This is a genomic window from Vibrio sp. SCSIO 43133, from assembly GCF_023716845.1.
Classification (GTDB): Bacteria; Pseudomonadota; Gammaproteobacteria; order Enterobacterales; family Vibrionaceae; genus Vibrio; species Vibrio mediterranei.
In genome coordinates, this window is record NZ_CP068025.1 from 1577505 (window position 1) to 1594984 (window position 17480).

The 17480-nt window shown below is 40.0% G+C and carries 16 protein-coding genes; 9 read left to right on the forward strand and 7 right to left on the reverse strand.

Annotated elements, in window-relative coordinates:
- Window positions 1–170: 170 nt before the first annotated feature.
- Entirely contained in the window at window positions 171–623 is a 453-nt protein-coding gene (locus JKJ11_RS23875) for a DUF2536 family protein (protein WP_006070219.1), read from the reverse strand.
- A 482-nt stretch (window positions 624–1105) separates the two neighbouring features.
- Here JKJ11_RS23875 and JKJ11_RS23880 point away from each other — a divergent pair, with 482 nt between their 5' ends.
- From JKJ11_RS23880 to JKJ11_RS23890, 3 genes are all read left to right on the forward strand, one after another.
- Window positions 1106–1765 (forward strand): DUF3313 family protein, encoded by a 660-nt coding sequence (locus JKJ11_RS23880; protein ID WP_006070218.1) that lies wholly within the window; start codon window positions 1106–1108, stop codon window positions 1763–1765.
- Window positions 1766–1775: 10 nt separating this feature from the next.
- Window positions 1776–2768, forward strand: a complete 993-nt coding sequence (locus JKJ11_RS23885; RefSeq protein WP_062461837.1) for a phospholipase A — start codon at window positions 1776–1778, stop codon at window positions 2766–2768.
- Window positions 2769–2897: 129 nt separating this feature from the next.
- The gene (locus JKJ11_RS23890; protein WP_252039399.1) at window positions 2898–4463 is read left to right on the forward strand and encodes a winged helix-turn-helix domain-containing protein; all 1566 of its coding nucleotides are present in this window, start codon (window positions 2898–2900) and stop codon (window positions 4461–4463) included.
- A gap of 41 nt (window positions 4464–4504) precedes the next feature.
- Here the strand turns inward: JKJ11_RS23890 and JKJ11_RS23895 are convergent, their stop codons facing one another.
- Window positions 4505–4888 (reverse strand): SpoIIAA family protein, encoded by a 384-nt coding sequence (locus tag JKJ11_RS23895; RefSeq protein ID WP_006070215.1) that lies wholly within the window; start codon window positions 4886–4888, stop codon window positions 4505–4507.
- A 362-nt stretch (window positions 4889–5250) separates the two neighbouring features.
- On the opposite strand from JKJ11_RS23895, the gene rpoH reads away from it, so the two are divergent.
- On the forward strand, window positions 5251–6111 hold the full coding sequence (gene rpoH, locus JKJ11_RS23900; RefSeq protein WP_252039400.1) for an RNA polymerase sigma factor RpoH: 861 nt from the start codon (window positions 5251–5253) through the stop codon (window positions 6109–6111).
- 119 nt (window positions 6112–6230) lie between these two features.
- On the opposite strand, the gene JKJ11_RS23905 is transcribed toward rpoH, so the two are convergent.
- The 4 genes from JKJ11_RS23905 to gad all read right to left on the reverse strand — a co-directional run bounded on the left by JKJ11_RS23905 (window position 6231) and on the right by gad (window position 10839).
- Window positions 6231–6707: an outer membrane beta-barrel protein gene (locus JKJ11_RS23905; RefSeq protein ID WP_006070213.1), complete on the reverse strand. Its 477-nt coding sequence runs from the start codon at window positions 6705–6707 to the stop codon at window positions 6231–6233.
- A gap of 44 nt (window positions 6708–6751) precedes the next feature.
- Window positions 6752–7150: a hypothetical protein gene (locus tag JKJ11_RS23910; protein WP_107306657.1), complete on the reverse strand. Its 399-nt coding sequence runs from the start codon at window positions 7148–7150 to the stop codon at window positions 6752–6754.
- Window positions 7151–7418: 268 nt separating this feature from the next.
- Window positions 7419–9308: an aspartate-alanine antiporter gene (gene aspT / locus JKJ11_RS23915; protein ID WP_252039401.1), complete on the reverse strand. Its 1890-nt coding sequence runs from the start codon at window positions 9306–9308 to the stop codon at window positions 7419–7421.
- A gap of 145 nt (window positions 9309–9453) precedes the next feature.
- Window positions 9454–10839: a glutamate decarboxylase gene (gene gad / locus JKJ11_RS23920; RefSeq protein ID WP_006070210.1), complete on the reverse strand. Its 1386-nt coding sequence runs from the start codon at window positions 10837–10839 to the stop codon at window positions 9454–9456.
- Between the two features lie 720 nt (window positions 10840–11559).
- Here gad and JKJ11_RS23925 point away from each other — a divergent pair.
- The 5 genes from JKJ11_RS23925 to JKJ11_RS23945 all read left to right on the forward strand — a co-directional run bounded on the left by JKJ11_RS23925 (window position 11560) and on the right by JKJ11_RS23945 (window position 16081).
- Complete coding sequence (locus JKJ11_RS23925; protein WP_006070208.1) at window positions 11560–12411, forward strand: efflux RND transporter periplasmic adaptor subunit; 852 nt, start codon at window positions 11560–11562, stop codon at window positions 12409–12411.
- Window positions 12411–14255 (forward strand): FUSC family protein, encoded by a 1845-nt coding sequence (locus tag JKJ11_RS23930; protein ID WP_124941648.1) that lies wholly within the window; start codon window positions 12411–12413, stop codon window positions 14253–14255. Before JKJ11_RS23925 ends, JKJ11_RS23930 begins: the two co-directional genes overlap by 1 nt.
- Before the next feature lie 69 nt (window positions 14256–14324).
- Window positions 14325–15281, forward strand: a complete 957-nt coding sequence (locus tag JKJ11_RS23935) for a DUF3187 family protein (protein ID WP_081411530.1) — start codon at window positions 14325–14327, stop codon at window positions 15279–15281.
- Window positions 15282–15390: 109 nt separating this feature from the next.
- A complete protein-coding gene (locus JKJ11_RS23940) occupies window positions 15391–15831 on the forward strand; it encodes a hypothetical protein (protein WP_252039403.1) in 441 nt (146 codons plus the stop codon).
- A 19-nt stretch (window positions 15832–15850) separates the two neighbouring features.
- Entirely contained in the window at window positions 15851–16081 is a 231-nt protein-coding gene (locus JKJ11_RS23945) for a hypothetical protein (protein ID WP_006070204.1), read from the forward strand.
- A gap of 46 nt (window positions 16082–16127) precedes the next feature.
- Here the strand turns inward: JKJ11_RS23945 and JKJ11_RS23950 are convergent, their stop codons facing one another.
- Window positions 16128–17360 (reverse strand): patatin family protein, encoded by a 1233-nt coding sequence (locus tag JKJ11_RS23950; RefSeq protein WP_006070203.1) that lies wholly within the window; start codon window positions 17358–17360, stop codon window positions 16128–16130.
- Window positions 17361–17480 lie beyond the last annotated feature (120 nt).

Consider the following 17480-nt stretch of genomic DNA (forward strand, 5'->3'; position numbering starts at 1 on the left):
CCACTATAACCGAGTTGGGCCTTTGCTTTTTGACTGGTTGGCAATGGATGAATTGAACGATGAACTACTGACGAAGCTTTTCATTCGTGGAGGATAGAAAGCGGAAATGAGGAAACAGGTAGGAAAGATAAAAAAAATCCCCGATATTGAATCAATATCGGGGACAAAAATTAGTATAGCGTTACTTTCGCTGTGTATTCAGTACGTTCTGACTGGTTTACAGGGTGTTGATAGTAGTCAACAGTGAAGTAAATCGGTTTATCTTGGTTGATACGCTCCGCGATTTTCTTCTCTAGATCTTGAACAGAATCAAAGTCGTAAACGTGGAAAGAATAACCCGGCTTAAGGTCCATTTCTTTAGCTTCTTCTTGAGTGATGTATGTTTGGCGATAGATAGAATCTAAGTAAGTATCAAACTGTGTAGTAACACTATCGTCAGTCACTAAAACATAGTCGAATTCGTTAGCGCGAATTGTGTCAGTTTGAAGTGAGCTCATTGCTGCATCAACGCTTAATTGGTTCTGCTCTTGAGAGCCGTCACTGGCAACAATTGATGGATTAAAGTCATCTGCCATTACCGATGCAGAAGCTAGAACACAAAGAGGAAGTACATATTTCAACATTTTAAATACCTTATTAATTGACGCCTAAATGGCGTTGGTTGAGCTTATATATACCTGATGGTTTAATCAGGCCAGATTTCGATGTTAATTTTAACCGCTACATAAAATGATGAAATAATAAGGCTCTAATTGTATGGTAAATAATAAATATTCTTAGTTCTGTATTTTTGTTTTAGATTTATCTATTCAAAGGTGGTTTTATATCTAAACTTGCGGCTTTTAATTGTTCTCGGGTTAGGGTTATTACGATGAATGGTCTTTAGATCATTGTTTATTAAGGGTTTTATTTTTATTTTATACGCCATCATTGGTTTTATTCAGGTTTTTTATATCAATAAATAATAGAAAATTTAACATTAATAGAAGTATGCTGATTAGTTTATTCACTTTTTAATTTTGCTAATCATAATTGTTAGCGAAATTCACTTGAACATATTTATTGTTCTTAAAGCAAGATTGACTAATAAGGTCTGGAGAAAGAAATGAAAGCTAAAATACTACTACTATCTATTATCACGGTTCTATCTGGGTGTGCAGGTTCACTACCAGATAAAGAAGAAATGGTGACGTTAAATGATGGACGTACATACGAAGAACAAAAATACAACTCCCATGAAGATGGATATGTTTGGCACTCGAGCGACCTTAAAAAAGACGAATATCAGAATATTATCGTTCACGATGTTAATGTACACGTTAGTAAAACGATAGACCGTTTGCTAACAGACCAAACAGTAGAGAACTTTAAGCAAGAACTTAAAGGCACTTTGTCTGAAAAGAGCTCGAAACTGTTCCCAACAGATGCGGCGAGCCAACACCAAGCTATTGTTGACGTCAACATCATTAAAGTTGAAGACATCGGTGAAGATGTAAAAGCACGAGAAATTATCCCAATTGGTGCAATCGTTGCCTTAGCAAAAGAGGCGGCTGGTACTCGTGATCGTTCAGTAAGATTACTTGTGGATGTTGATATTAAAGATAAAGATGACGGCCACTTACTTGCTCGTCGTATTTTTGTCGTAAACAACAATGGCGTACTTGAGAACGATAAGTCGAAGATCACACAAAAAATCTTAGATGCGAACGTGAATCGAATTACTGAGCAAAGCGTCGACTTCATTCTTCACGCTATGTACATGTAAGGGTTGAGTTATGAAGTTATCTGTTCGACATTCTCAAATCCTAGCGCTACTTGTGGCCTTCGGGCCTATGCATGCTTTGGCGCAAGAAAACGATGCCAGTTTCGACACACGCTTTGATAATTGTTTGTTGCGTGAGATTCACATGGATGTTGAACATGATAACCTCGATGAGATCAAGGCACAGTGCTTGAGTGAAGTGCAAGCGTCGACAGAACATGTCTCTCCAACTCGACACTCATTAGAAAAAGAGACGGAGAATAACCCGTTTGTCATTACTCCCTATAGGCAAAACTACATTTTGCCTATTACGGAAATGAGCCAGGTAAATACGGCGCCTTACACATCAGACATTTTTGAAGGAAAGTCTGATGAACTCAAAGATGAGGAAATCAAGTTCCAGATCAGTTTTAAAATGCCTCTTGTCGAAGATGGTATTTTTAACGAAGAAGATCAGATTTACTTTGGTTTTACGTTAAAGTCATTTTGGCAGGCATATTCTTCGGAGATATCAGCTCCTTTCCGTGAAACTAACTATCGTCCAGAGATTTTCTATGAATCTCCTTTGCCAATAGATAGTTCGGAAGGTGTGTGGTTTACACGAGTTGGTTTTGAACATGAATCTAATGGACGAACTCAGGAGTTGAGTCGCAGTTGGAATCGAATTTATGGTGGTATTGGATATGCTGAAGATGACCTCATGGTTTATTTGGAGCCTTGGTACCGCATCCCTGACAGTGATGACGATAACCCCGATATAGAAGACTACATGGGACACTTTGAACTAACCGCTGCTTATAAATACCAAGCGGTAGAGTTCAGTGGAGTAGCTCGTTATAACTTCCGTACCGGTTATGGTGGCTTTGAGGCAGGTATGAGCTTCCCTCTTATAGGGAGAGTTCGTGGTTATGTTCAATATTACCAAGGGTATGGTGAAAGTTTGATCGATTACAATTACAACAACAAGCGTATTGGCGTCGGGGTTCTACTAACAGATATTCTCTAAGCGATACGTCAGGATTTTTCGGGGTCCGCTTTGTGCGTCATTTTCGTGCCGTGTAAGGCGGATTTTTTTGAAATATCCTAAATAGTATCCAATACTTCTTTATAAGTTACAGTTACTTAATACTAACCTATGAAGAACCAGAAGATACAATTTACGATTGATGATTGGGTTTTTATTCCAAGTGAAGACAAATTTATCTTGGATGACGAAGAGTTTATTATCGATCATCGACTATCTAGATTGTTCCATTTTCTGTGTGATAATCCCTATACCGTCTTTTCTAGAGATGAATTAATAAATGAAGTCTGGAATGGCTCGATCTTAACTGATCAAGTCATTACTCAGGCGATATTTGAGTTAAGAAAAATTCTCAAACAGCACGGTAGTCATCCATTTGGGTATATTGTTACTGTTCCTAAAAGAGGCTACAAGTTAGATGCGGATGTTGAAAGAAAAGTCGAAATCCCCGCACCAGTCGATGGCGGGAGGGTAGGTGCCGGAGCGCTAAGTAAGTCAGAGAATCCCCTATACAAAGATAAGACAACATCATCACAAGCAGGTAAAACGAGTGATACTGATAATGCTCGTTCATTGAGACCTCTGCGACTTAGTGGGACACAAAAAACCAACTATTTAAAGCACTGGGCCATAGCGTCTGTTCTGTTGATTTGCCTAGTTCCAGGAATAATATATCTGGTATTCATCAATGGTGTGGAAAAAGAGGCGCATCCAGCTTCAACGATAGCACCTAGTTATTTGTCTTTTGAACCTCGATATATTTATGTAAAAGCTAACGAGGAGTTCCTAAGCGACCACCTTAAAGTAGGGATGGCTCGTAAGTTGTTGGATTATTTAAAGATCTATCGAGATTATAGGATCATCTATGATGGGCCTGCTGCAAAAGTCGCGGCCAACGAGTTACGTTTTTCGTCGATTGAACGAGGTGGTCATCAATATCTAGAAATTGAGTACTTTAACCGAGTATCGGGTGATAAACACCTAGATCGACGGTACAAGATTTCACAAGGGCATGTGAAAGCCGCAATAAATAAATCGCTGACTGACCTACTTGAGTCTTTCAATATCTCGGTCGGAAAATCTCAGGTCGCCAGTCTGGTGGATGAGTTGCCTGATGATGAGAATGCAGTTTCTTCTATATTGGAGTCATTAGGTGCAGCTTTTCAGGTGAATCATGAGGAAAAAGCATTACAACTGATAGAGTTAGCGGCCCAACAAGCACCCGAAAATCAATACACCATCGCAACGGCTTATATGTTTATTCTATCGAAGATGTATATCAAACCTGATGGCAATAACATCAATCAAATAGAACAGCTTAATCAGAAAATGCAGCAGTCCATCAACCAGTTTTCTCAGGATCAGCAGCTTACACCTAGGTTATTGGAAGCGATGTCTATGATGGAGATGAGTAAAGATGAGCCATACAAAGCGAAGCAGTATCTTACAGCCATCCCTTACGACAGGCGTAGTATCATGTTTTACATAATTAGTGCCAAGGTAGCGGAATCAACAGGGAATACATCTGCGGCGGAAGAGTTTTACTATCATGCGATCTTGGAAGCATCGACGATACAGGTATTAAACTTGTCCGAAACGCTATTCTTTTATAGTGATCTATCTGATATTAGAGACAAGATTACCAATAATGTTACTGGTACTACTGAAACGTGGTAGCCAAACTGGCTGACACGTTTCAGTACAGGGTAGTTGCGCAATTAGTGTTTAATCCAACCTTGTGCTTCTTGATTGTTAGTAAAGTACTTCACCTCTGAACTGGTTGCGAATGACGCCAATGTAGCCGCTATTTCAAGCCATTTTTGATCGCCAAATAATGCGATTTTGTTTATGTCGTTACGATGCTTAATACTCAGCTTAATATCTTCCACAAATGCTTCATATTCCCAACCAGAGAAAGCAGTAGCATCAACAAGAAGGTTAATCTTCTTGTCCTCATTTTCCTTAATGCTAGTTTCAATCAAATTGGCTACTTGAGTAACCACTTCCTTTGTTAATTTTCCAGTTGGCTTCAGCTTTAACATCAAAGAATCATGGTTTGCTTCTACATTGATGGTTACATTTGCTGGTTTCTGATTACACATTATGACTTTCTCTATAATAGTTAGTTTGATTTGCGTAAGTAACTTATCTAAATATGAAACATATAAAGGTGTTGCGTTGATAACCTACTTACAGAGCGAGGAAGATGTTACTTTTTGGGAAATTGCTATACATAATATGACAATAAAGAAACGATAACTGTTTGTGAATTTTAATTAATCACCAGTAATTTTTATTGCAAAGTCAAGTTTGAAAATATACAAAACACTATCGTAAGTCATTGTTTTTAATGTGTTATATTTACTTTATCTCAAGATTATGAACTCATTATTATATTGATTTATCACATCAATAGTATTCGCGCCGATTTAAGTCTACATAAAAACTACTATATATCGGAGAAATGATGTCTCATTCAAATGCTGCTATTTCGTTCAACAATAGCCAAAACCTTTCTTACTATATGCAATATGTCAATTCGCACTCAATATTAAAAGAGTGTGAAGAGCGACAATTAGCTAACGACCTATACTACAACAATAATGAAGATGTAATATCAAAATTAGTATTGCCTCATCTGCGATACGTTGTTTACATCGCCAAGGGGTTCGCCGGGTATGGTCTACCGTTAGTCGATATGATTCAGTCTGGTAATATCGGTTTGCTTAAGGCAGTTAAGAAATTTAACCCAGAACTGGGCTTCAGGTTGGTATCCTTTGCTGTTCATTGGATAAAATCAGAAATTACCGACTTTATTATAAAAAACTGGAGCATTGTAAAAATCGCCACAACGAAGTCACAGCGAAAACTATTTTTTAATCTGAAAAAATACAAGCAATCTCAAGAGTGGATGAGTGAGAGTGAGGCTGAAAATTTAGCCAGTAAGTTGAAAGTCAGCAAGAAAGATGTGCTGTCTATGGATGGGCGACTATCTGCAAGAGATTCCTATATTGACCCGAAAATAGGTGAAGATGAAGACCAAGTCATATCGACTGGTGAAGTGTTTGCCGAGCCACAACTCGATGTGGCGATTGAATATGAAACTCAAGATTGGGATAGGCACATTAACGATGAATTGAATGCAGGTTTGGCTAAATTAGATGCTCGAAGCCGAGATATTATCGTAAGTCGTTGGCTGTTATCAGAAAAAGTAACATTGAACGAACTTGCTGAGAGGCATAGGGTTTCAGCAGAGAGAGTCAGGCAAATTGAATTGATGACACTTGAGAAGCTTAAAGATTTGTTGACGCACATTCAGCCATAGAGTCCACAAAAAACCGACCGCGATTACCAGCGGTCGGTTTTTTTATGATTAGATGTTCACAGCGGGTATAAAAAAACCAAAGCGAACTGGCTTTGGTTTTCTCTGGTAGTGTTGAGTGATTAGAAGTGGAATTCAACTAAAAGGTTTACGCTATCTTTGACAATCGCAGTGTCATACTTAGTGTACTCCAAAGCAACTCGAGCTGGGCCTAAAGAAACGCCTGCACCAATACCACCGAATACGTCTGTAGATGTATTGATGCTGTTAGAGAATCTACCCATACCAAGACGACCATACACATCGAAAATTGCAATTGGTAACGTGACCTTACCACTTGCTAGCCATGCATTTGAGTAGATAGACGAGTTGTCAATTGGGGAGTTCGTATCAACAAAATCCGCGTATGCTAATTCGGCAGAGAAGAGTTTTGCAAAATTGTAGCCGCCGTAAATAGTGTAGCCATTATTAGAACCAGATACGTTAATGTCATCGTAACTAGAGTATAAGTAACCAGCACCAATATAAGGTTCTGCAGAAGAAACCGATGCTAGTGGTAATAATAGCAAAGGCAAAGTACGTAGAAATGTCTTGTTCATTATTAAGTTCTCTATTTGTTAATGTTTAAATTTAGCGACTAGAATTAGAAGCTATAAGTAACGCCTAATGCAGCGCCAATATCCAAATCTAAGCCATGATTCATATTTAATTCGGGATGGATCTGTGCATAAAGTTTCCAATCTTTTGCAAAGTTTAAATTCATGCCAATAGGAATACGAACGCCAAAATCATTATTCCAGTCGTAGTACGCACCGCCAGCCACATACCAACTCAAAGGAGCTTCTGCAGCTAGATTCCCCTTTAAAAATGAATAATCTAGAGCTAATCCATCATCACCTGCGATGAACTTTATTTGTTGGTTAAAGTCAACGACTACGCTTAGACCTTGGTCAAATGCCATACCGATCCCCACTTTTTTTCCAGTATTGGCATAGCTAATCATTGGTGTAAGAAGAAGTAATGTTAATGCTGTCTTTTTCACTTTTAATACCTAAATCAATTATCGACAATTCATAGGTAGGGTCGCCCAATATTGGAATTCAAGAAAAATAAGAAATATTTTCATATTTTATTTTTATTATCTTTAAGGACGGTTGGATATGGTTTTTAAATCAGAGGCTTATAGAAAGAAAAAATCGCTATTTTTGTTAGTGGTTTTATTGAGGAATAACTCGCGTAAAAAAGCCCCTTACAAAAGTAAGGGGCTTAATTGATCATCGAGGGTGGTAATAGTTAATGACTGCTACCTATTAGTAGAATAACACCATAAACATACCCATTAAGGTCAATAGGGTATTGGATACCGCATAAGGAACAGTGTAACCAAGCATAGGGATGTTGCTTTTCGCTTTCTCACCTACCATAGCGACTGAAGCAGTACTCGTACGTGCGCCACCACAAACACCTAGGTTTATAGCTGGGTGGAATTTAAAGATATACTTACCAATAAGTGGAGCTAATAGCATTGGAATAGCCGTTGCTGCCGCACCGATTAGGAACAGTTCTGGACCTACGTTTTCAAGGCCAGCCACAAAGCCAGGACCTGCAGAAATACCTACGATAGCAATAAAGACGTTAAGACCAACTGAGTTCATAAACCACTGTGTTGGTTCTGGAAGTCGAGCAAATGTTGGGTGAATTGAGCGTAACCAACCTAATACTAAACCACCGATTAGAACACCGCCAGATACAGACAGAGTAACAGGTGCGCCATCGATATTAACAGCTAGTGCGCCTAGTAAACCGAATATTACGATAAAGAGACCAACCCAAACCATATCCGTTTCAGTTGTCGTTCTATCTACATGGCCTACTTCTTTTTCCATACGTGATGTATGCGTTTTAGTACCAGTAATACTTAGTACGTCACCACGATGAATTTCAGTTTGTGCTAGTAGGGGTACTTCTTGACTTGCTGCACCACGACTGATTTTGTTTAGGAACACGCCACGAGCGTAATCTTCATCTGCTAGTGAGACTAATGTGCGGTTAGCGAACTTTTTGTTGGTAACAACTAGGTCTACGGTTTCTAATGGCAGGTTATCAAGCTCCTCGTCCGCTACTTCTGTTAAATACTGTTGAGCGTGTACGAGTGCATCGGTATGACCTGTTAATGCAATAATGTCTTTTGCCGCTAGCGCCATAGTTGGCTCGACATCCACTACTTCACCATTGCGTTTCAGCTTCTCAATGAAGAGGCGTTCTGCGTGGTGTTGAGATTCGAATTCAGCCACTGTCATACCGTTGATATCGTCAGAGATCTCATAGGTACGAGATTCAGAGCGATGCCAAACACGTGAAATACCATCTTCTGGTGTACCTGCAGACATCTCTTTTTCGTAGTCTTTACAAGCTTCTTCAAGGTTAACTCCGAGTAGAGTTGGACCAACATAAGCTAGGATCATACCAGTACCAATAGTACCGAACAGATAACAGATAGCGTAAGCCACTGGAATTTGGTCTAGTAGCTCTTTAGTATTGCTGAAACCAGATGAGTTGATTGCATCAGTCGCTAGACCGATAGAAGCGGAGATGGTTTGTGCGCCGGCCCAAAGGCCTGCAGCTAGACCAACATCGTAACCAGCAATTTTGGCACCAGCGTACGTTACTGCGAAACATAGAAATGAAATGACTACTGCGAATATCGCTTGTGGAGCACCATTTTTGGCTACACCTCGAACAAATTGCGGGCCGACACCATAACCTACAGCGAATAGGAACATCGTGAAGAACATTGACTTAACTTGTGAAGAGATCGAGATATCAAGCTGACCGATGATAACACCTGCGATTAGCGTACCTGTTACTGCACCTAAGCTGAAGTGACCGAATTTGATTGCCCCTAACCAATATCCCAAGCCCAGGGTGATGAAAATTGCCAATGCTTGGTGTTCACGGAACACTTTTACTACCCACATAGGCTCTGCTTTTGCTGGAGCTTTGATGCTTGTAGTTGAATGTTGAACAGCAGCATGGTCTGTAGTTTGTTCTTGAGCTTGAACATTATTGAACATGTCAAAGCCAGATACGCCGCTATTTGTATCTGTAGTGATATTTCCTGCCAGCATAAATACTGCCAACATACTTAGAAAAATATGCTTAATATATTTAGAAGGAGATAGCCTCATTAGAGTTGCCATTTTAACCTCTGATTACTTAGATTCCTAAATGCAAACCAAAGAACTCCAGAGCCCGGAACAAGAACCAGACTGCTTTGGTACGCAATAATTATTGTGATTAGAGTGCGAGGGGCTAGGGCTACTAGCCCCTCTTTGCTTGAGATGATTAACCGTGGTTAAACGTGCTTGAGCTTTCTTCGTCAACAGAGTTAACGATTGGGAATTTCTCAAATTTCTCGATTGTGCGTTTTAGATCTTGAACGAGTAGATCAACCATGTCGTGACTCACACCGTGACGAACTAGGATGCGCATAATGACCAAATCTTCGCGGTTTGAAGGCATGGAATATGCGGCAATTTGCCAACCACGAGCGCGGATAGCGTCACTTAGGTCAAACAAGTTAAAGCCTGCATCTACGTCCGCTTTTAAGCTAAAGCTCATAGCTGGAATACCACCGCGGCCATCGTAAATGATGTCGAATAAGCCCATTTTGCTTACTTCATCAGCTAGGTATTGAGCTGAGTTGTAGCAAGCGTCGTGGATACGCTTATAACCTTCTTTACCCAAACGTAAGAAGTTGTAGTACTGAGCAACGATCTGACCGCCAGGGCGAGAGAAGTTCAGTGCGAATGTTGGCATGTCACCACCAAGGTAGTTAACACGGAAGATCAGATCTTCAGGAAGATCGCTTGCTTCGCGGAAGACAACCCAGCCCACACCAAGAGGTGCAAGACCATATTTGTGGCCAGATGCGTTGATTGACTTAACACGAGGAATACGGAAATCCCACTCTAGTTCAGGGTCGCAGAACGGTGCGATGAATGCGCCACTTGCGCCATCAACGTGCATTGGTACATCAAGGCCAGTTTCTTCTTGCAGTTTGTCTAGTGCATCAGCAATCGCTTTTACAGGTTCATACTGACAAGTGAACGTTACGCCAAGAGTAGGAACAACACCGATAGTGTTTTCGTCAACACGGGCTAGAACTTCTTCTGGAGTCATTAGTAGACGGTCGCCTTCCATAGGAATTTCGCGTAGTTCGATATCCCAGTACTTAGCGAATTTGTGCCAGCATACTTGTACTGGACCGCAAATTAGGTTTGGTTTGTCAGTTGGCTTACCTTCCTTGCGACGCTTCTCGCGCCAGCGCCATTTCATTGCCATACCGCCAAGCATGGCCGCTTCACTTGAACCTGTTGTTGAACAGCCCATCGTGTTTTCAGGATCTGGAGAGTTCCAAAGATCAGCAAGCATATGAACGCAACGGTTCTCGATTTCTGCTGTTTGTGGGTACTCATCTTTGTCGATCATGTTTTTGTCGATGCACTCGTCCATGATTTTGTGGATGTTACCGTCTACCCAAGTTTGGCAAAAAGTTGCTAGGTTTTGACGAGAGTTACCATCAAGAATAAGCTCATCAGATACTAGCTGGTATGCAGCATCAGGATTTGATTCGTCATTAGGGAAAGTATATTTATCGATGGTTTTGTCTAATAGTTTGTTTGCAAAAACATCATCGATAGCTGCATTATTCTTTTCTTCAAAAGGCATTATATAGCTCCAGATTTATTTAATTGGATAGAACAGTAATATCACTGCGTTTGGTTTTTGAAAAAGCTGTCTCGCTTAAGTCGAATTGAATTATTACCAATTAAATGAATAAAACCATCAATAGAAAATAAAAAGACAATAATCATCGTGTTATAAATAAATTGTTGCGCAAAATATCCTTTTTATTTGTCTCTTACTAGAGCCGCTGTGTGAAGTCCAATCATTGATTTACGGCTAATACTAGTTAATTTTGATACGGTCCGCATGGTCTGAAATGGTTGGTTATTTGGGTTTAATCTTATGAAAATCAATGGTTTGAGATTTATATGTAGATTGTTTTTATGTGAATTTTATTGGCTGTGGATTAATTTATCTTCAGCGGATATTAAAATGAACACCAAGTTGATTAATGAAAGTGCTTATAGATTTAATCTTAGCTATTACCGCTGCTTTCATTGTTTATCTATATCGGAAAGTAAAGTTATTTAAGTTAATTCTAAAAACTATAATGGTGTAAAAATGAATGATCATATTATATTTGACTACTTCTACATACCCGGTTTTATGGTGTTGGTAGCAGCGGCAATTGCAATACTAATTGTAGTCAAATACACACTAGGTGGACTATTGAGAAAAGGAAAGATCATGAATCCTTCATTAACAGAACTTTGTTTAGTAATTATTGTTACTGGACAATTACTACTAATAAAGGTGAGCTAAATGAAGTTATTTCGAGTTCTATTACCGACTGCATTAGTGATCGCTGCGGGGGCGACTTGTTATACGTCTTGGGTCGCCTACACCCAATCTCTTTGGACTCGCGATGCTAAAGTTCACGTTGAAATTGCAGAAGTAGCGCCAAAAGTCTCGGGAGAGATAGTTACCGTAGCTGTACATGACAACCAGTTTGTTAATGCTGGTGATTTACTCTTTGCTATTGATGATGCGGATTACAAAAACAGTGTTTCCCAAGCTAAGTATGCAATGTTGAAGGCGGAGGCCGAGCTAGAGCAATCGAAGAACTCTTACCGTCGTGATTCAAGATTGTTGAGTAAAAAACTAGTCTCTGAAGAGCAAGTGATCTCGGAGAAGCTCGCCGTAGCAGCTAATAAAGCCGCTTTAGAGCAAGCAAAAAGTAGCTTGGCTAAAGCAGAACTAGATTTAAGTCGCACTAAAGTGGTCGCACCGCAAGATGGTTATGTAACGAATCTTAACCAACGCCAAGGGAACTACATCAATAAAGGTGAAACCTTTGTTGCATTAGTCGAGAGTGACACCTATTACATTTTGGCCTATTTCACCGAGACAAAAGTAAAAGGCTTGGTTGAAGGGGCGAAAGCTAACATTCGTCCATTTTCATCCGATAAAACATTTGTCGGCAAAATTGAAGGTATTGGTCGTGCGATTATTGATCAGAGTGCCGATAATTCCGGATTAATATCAAACGTTAACCCAACAGTGCCTTGGGTCCGTCTCGCGCAACGCGTACCGGTGCGTATTAGCATCCCTAAAGAAGTCCTTGAAAGTGAGAGACTGATTGCTGGCACAACGGTTTCAGTGGATATTCAGTGATGTTAGCGACGATTGTTCGACAATGGACAAATCCAGAATCGGTGGCATTTGCTTTGCGGTTTTGCCTGGCTGTATTGATGACATGGGGCTTATCGCTGTTAATGGATTCTTCGGCCACGAGTACTTCTATGGCAACAGCCGCGATTATTCAAATCACTGGCAGTCGCGGAGCGAGTATCAAAAAAGCGGCGGCACGCCTTATCGGGACATTTACTGGCGGTGCATATGTGCTTTTTGTGGCCAGCGCTACGCTTATTGACTCTTGGTTGTTTAACTCATTCATTATATTTGGAGTGGTAACAAGTTTAGGTATCGCATCATATTTTCATGGACGTGTGTCCTACATGTTTGCCGTGATGGGGATTACCTTGTCTTTAGTGGGTTTCCCATTGGCAGCGAACCCTGACATGACCAATTTATTTGACCACGTACAGCTTCGTTGTGTTGGTATCTCATTTGGTATTTTAATGGCAATGGTCGCGGCTATGATCATTCCTTATAAAGATGACCAGCATGAGTTGTTTTCTGTCAAAAATTATACAGAGAACTTTCTAAGCAATCTGTTTGTTACTGATGAAGATAATGCTACCAAACTGACACGTGCGTTTTTGGTATTTGTGAGCAAAAAGTGGCAGTTGGTCGATGATGAGATATATGGAAGCCGAAACGCTAAGGAAGAAAAACTCAACAGTCGTACTGCTTTTTATGACTCTATCAATATTGGTATCAAAGCCATCGAGTTAAAAAAGCTTGGTGAGGCCATAGCCATTCCTAATGAGGCGTGGGAGGAGTTGTGTAAAGCTAATTTTCGCGTTGATATCAATGAATCATGGATTGAAAGGTGGGGAATTAAAGATATTGACCTGGTCGAGGTGTTTAATGAGCAGGTCGCTTTATTTGCCACACAACTGGATTTATACAAGAGCGAAAACAGTGTATTTGACTACACCAATAAAGATTATGCCAACGATATAGGACGCTTTACCGATGGTTACGTAGTGCTCAACAATATGGTGAGAGCAACCATCACGCTGTTCACGCTTTCATTTATGTGGATTGAGCTGCAATGGGATAGTGGTATGTCGGCAATGATCATGGCTGGAATGATCATCTCGGTGTACGCTGCAAATCCAGGTTCAGAGCAGGCACAAAGTCCAAATATATATGCACAATTCTTAGCTGGTGGTTTTGCGTTTATTCTGACCTTTGGGGCCATGCCAATTGGCTCGCCTTGGATAGTTGCAGTAGTCGGCTTTACTGGCGTGTATTTGGCGGCTTATTGGTTTTGGCAGAGCAAGTCACTACTGAAAGTGGTGTGTATGGTTTCGTTGTTTTCATGGACGAGCCTTGTTCCGTTAACCAGTGCCCCAAGTTATGATTTTGAGAACTTTCTTAATTCTATCGTCGGTAATATCACTGCATTGCTGATTTTGTGGGGGGCGTTCTATTTAATCCCTGCACGTACGACAGCCACAGTGATCAAGAAAGAACTGAATCGATTTATTAATAAATTCAAAGTGACCGATATAGAAAAGAGAAAGTCTTTGAATGTAAGTAACTGGATCCTAGCATCCTATGCTTACTTAATTAGCATTTCAGATTTAGTGAGTATTAATAGACTGTTATATCTAAAAGCGCTACAGAGTGTCATTAACCATGAAGAGCTTGAACCTGAAGAGCGAGAAATTCTTCTTTCCTCAATTGATAAAAAATTCTTCGATCTGGGAAGTAATCAAATATTCTCAAACTTGATGGATTATAAGGCGACAACAGCTGCGAAACACAATTACCGTTGGTTCGTTCTGTGCGATAGATATAATGCTTTGAAAGCTCAAGGCCATTAGAAAAAATATAATTTAACTATCATTTTAATTTCTCAGCTAATTTTCTGAGAACTATATATATCAGAGGTTATGATGAAAAACATTCTCATAGGCCTAGTGATATGGACATTATTAGGTACCAATTATGCAATGGCAGAAGATATTAAATCATCGCCATTAAAAGTAGATGCTCAAGCTCCAGTACAGTCATTAGGGCTGGCAACACAACTTCGTAGCGGTTTTACTAATGATAAAACCGAACTGTTTGCAACGTACAACTTCGGCAGCGTTTGGATCACCAGTGATGATATCCAAATGGATTACTACCAAAATAGAATAACGACGGGGGTGCAATGGTCACCCGCAGATAAGATACAGCTTGAGCTACGCTATCAGTTTGCGTGGGCCCATAATAACCATTTAGATAGTTTGGTGAAGTCATTCCATAATGCTGCTGGACTGAAGCTTGATGGGCGTGACGAAGTCGAAGACGATAGCTTCAACGTCGATAGCGATACCTATGGTGTTCATAACAACAACTTTGAAGGCGATACGCTGGAAAGCGCCGTGTCGCTGTATCTTCAGTATTCACTTTATGAATCTGAACATCAGGCATTGGCAATCGGTGGGTCGCTATATTACAACAATAAAAGTGATTACGAATTCTCATCAGGTGGCTTTGAACAAAACTTACAATTGAATTGGTCATACGCAAAAAGTGGACACTCTATTTATTCGACGCTAGGAGTAGTTCATCATGCCGATAAAAATATCGATGATGATCTGTATTTCAAAGAATTCACTTGGGAAGGTGCAATTGGTTATGGTTATCGATTCCTTTCTAACCATGAAATTATTGCAGAATATCATTTATATCAAGGTGCGTTAAACCAGACGGCTTTTTCAGAAAACGTCAATGAAGCGACCCTAGGTTATCGTTATTATTGGGATAATACCATATTAGAAATATCGGGTACCGAGAACTTGTTTAATATGGATAACTCTACAGATATCGCCTTCACCTTAGGGGTGAGACATTATTTTTAAACTCAGTTAAACAAGGCTTAATTGACGTTTAAAGAACCTTCACTGTTAAGTGAGAACAAAGCATGAGAAATTAATCTCATCGCACAACATGACCACAAGAGAACTTATTATGTTTAAATATCTACTACCTGTTTTAGTCGTTTTTTCATCTGGCGTCTACGCAGAATCACTTCAGCACATGTCTGATGTGAACCATAACAAACAAGAAATGGCGACAGCAATGAAAGGCATCCAAGAAGTTAAGCTTTCTGATGATGTATATATTGTAAGTAATACTCAGAATGGCTTTACCATTACTAACAGTGTGGATGAACTTTCTGCAAAGTATCGTGATACCTACATTACGGCAGATCAAGCGAAAGCTAACAACTTAGAAAAAGTAAAAACATTCACTGTATACAGCGAAGCAAACTTTGAGAACCTAATTAAAAAAGTAGAGAGTCAAGTATCTAAAGATGCTCCTGATTTCTTTTCTGTAGACTTATATCAGAACAGCATCGGTGACATTGAAATCACAGATTACGTTGCTCGCGTTGTCGAATATAAATAATTTTTAGAAGAGGTTAGCCATGTCAATGCAACATACAAAATCAGCGACACATGAAAAAATGATGCGCGAGTACGGAAACGAAGTCGAGCACAAACACAACAAAGATCATTTAGCTTTCCAAGACAAAGAAAGCAATGAGCATCGTCATCTTCATGGTGGCCACAATGTGCATAAACCCACGCACCACCATCATAAAACGGCGCACCATAACACTCATAAGCGTAACCACACTGAAGCTTCTGAGGAATAACAAAAAAACCGCTCGATAAGAGCGGTTTTTTTTAAGTGATAAAATACTAAGGAGATTGGCGAATCAATGGGATTTCATTAACCCAAACTTTTTCGCTGGTTGCTTTTTCGTAACCATAGTCGTATAAAGATTTAAGAAATTCAGGGTCGAAAAACTTACCGTCCTGAGGCTTTTGAGTGTAATCCTCATCGACAAAAGTTAAGAACAACTTTGCGCCTATTTTTTTGGAGATGTACATTTCCCTAAACACATCACCTCTAGTTTGGGCGAGTATTAAATTATCTACACTGCGAGCTGCCAAACTGACAGTATCGTCCTCGATGAACTTGAACTCAGTTCTTAATCGTCCGTTACGGATGATGTAAATATGCGGAGGTTTTGCATATCCGAGTGCCTTGGTCACCTTGGTGAAATCAAAGCCCACTGGGTCGAAGAATAGTTGACTGGATAAGCCACCATCCACATGCATCTCTTCTAAAGACTGACCGTTGTACTTAACAGGAATGAACTGTGGGGGAAAGACTCCAGGTATGGATGAACTAGCTGCAAGAACCTGATGAATAATGTCTTTTTTATTGGGTAGATCACTGGTAGCGATACGTCCTATGTTCCAGATCATCTGTCTGCCAGAGTCAAAGTGAGTAGTACCAATCAACATACGTTTGCCCGATTGGTGCGCTTTTGCAATTTCCTCTATAAATTCATCATCAAAGGTTTTCTGAACCATTTTGTAGAAGTTGTCTCCCTCAGAGAATGCATCTCCAAACAGAATCTTAAAAATACTGGTTCCACCTAACATCATGTCATCGTTCAGGCCTAACATGACCGTTTTGAGTTCGTCGTACTTGTCACCGCCAACGAAAACAAATGGAGCAATTAAGGCGCCAGCACTAACTCCCGTAATCAGAGAAAACTCAGGCAGTTCCCCTTTATCCTTCAAGCCATTAATCACGCCAGCACCATAGGCACCTCTAGGACCACCACCGGAAAGTACGAGAACATTGAAACGATCACCAATCACTTTTGGTGCATCTGGTGCGTTCTTCAAAAGGTCGAGGTTACCTTTATCGTCGTAATTCTCCTTTAGTACTTTAAGGTTTTTCGGTATTTGGTCTCCCCAAATGCGATATGGTTCATTAATAAGGCTGACGGCTTCATCTCTGGGGCCGATTTTCGCCTGTAAATAGTTTGATTCATTAACACGAATGGTACTGTCGTGGGGACTGCTGCTACACCCAACGACAAGCGCTGTTAACACCAATATAATTGGTAGACGCATTGGCAACTCCGTTTGCTTATTACTATTCTAATTTGTTAGGGGACATTCTTTAGATTAGTACCAATATTCAGTTATTTACAAAAAATATTAGCTTGCTATTCACTGAATAGTGCTGATGAC

What these genes read in the sequence shown, in the direction of transcription:
- aspT (WP_252039401.1), bottom strand. Translation starts at nt 9,308, where the DNA reads ATGGCAACTCTAATGAGGCTATCTCCTTCTAAATATATTAAGCATATT.
- JKJ11_RS23880 (WP_006070218.1), top strand. Translation starts at nt 1,106, where the DNA reads ATGAAAGCTAAAATACTACTACTATCTATTATCACGGTTCTATCTGGG.
- JKJ11_RS23925 (WP_006070208.1), top strand. Translation starts at nt 11,560, where the DNA reads ATGAAGTTATTTCGAGTTCTATTACCGACTGCATTAGTGATCGCTGCG.
- JKJ11_RS23940 (WP_252039403.1), top strand. Translation starts at nt 15,391, where the DNA reads ATGTTTAAATATCTACTACCTGTTTTAGTCGTTTTTTCATCTGGCGTC.
- JKJ11_RS23945 (WP_006070204.1), top strand. Translation starts at nt 15,851, where the DNA reads ATGTCAATGCAACATACAAAATCAGCGACACATGAAAAAATGATGCGC.
- JKJ11_RS23895 (WP_006070215.1), bottom strand. Translation starts at nt 4,888, where the DNA reads ATGTGTAATCAGAAACCAGCAAATGTAACCATCAATGTAGAAGCAAAC.
- gad (WP_006070210.1), bottom strand. Translation starts at nt 10,839, where the DNA reads ATGCCTTTTGAAGAAAAGAATAATGCAGCTATCGATGATGTTTTTGCA.
- JKJ11_RS23930 (WP_124941648.1), top strand. Translation starts at nt 12,411, where the DNA reads ATGTTAGCGACGATTGTTCGACAATGGACAAATCCAGAATCGGTGGCA.
- JKJ11_RS23935 (WP_081411530.1), top strand. Translation starts at nt 14,325, where the DNA reads ATGATGAAAAACATTCTCATAGGCCTAGTGATATGGACATTATTAGGT.
- JKJ11_RS23875 (WP_006070219.1), bottom strand. Translation starts at nt 623, where the DNA reads ATGTTGAAATATGTACTTCCTCTTTGTGTTCTAGCTTCTGCATCGGTA.
- JKJ11_RS23885 (WP_062461837.1), top strand. Translation starts at nt 1,776, where the DNA reads ATGAAGTTATCTGTTCGACATTCTCAAATCCTAGCGCTACTTGTGGCC.
- JKJ11_RS23905 (WP_006070213.1), bottom strand. Translation starts at nt 6,707, where the DNA reads ATGAACAAGACATTTCTACGTACTTTGCCTTTGCTATTATTACCACTA.
- JKJ11_RS23890 (WP_252039399.1), top strand. Translation starts at nt 2,898, where the DNA reads ATGAAGAACCAGAAGATACAATTTACGATTGATGATTGGGTTTTTATT.
- rpoH (WP_252039400.1), top strand. Translation starts at nt 5,251, where the DNA reads ATGATGTCTCATTCAAATGCTGCTATTTCGTTCAACAATAGCCAAAAC.
- JKJ11_RS23950 (WP_006070203.1), bottom strand. Translation starts at nt 17,360, where the DNA reads ATGCGTCTACCAATTATATTGGTGTTAACAGCGCTTGTCGTTGGGTGT.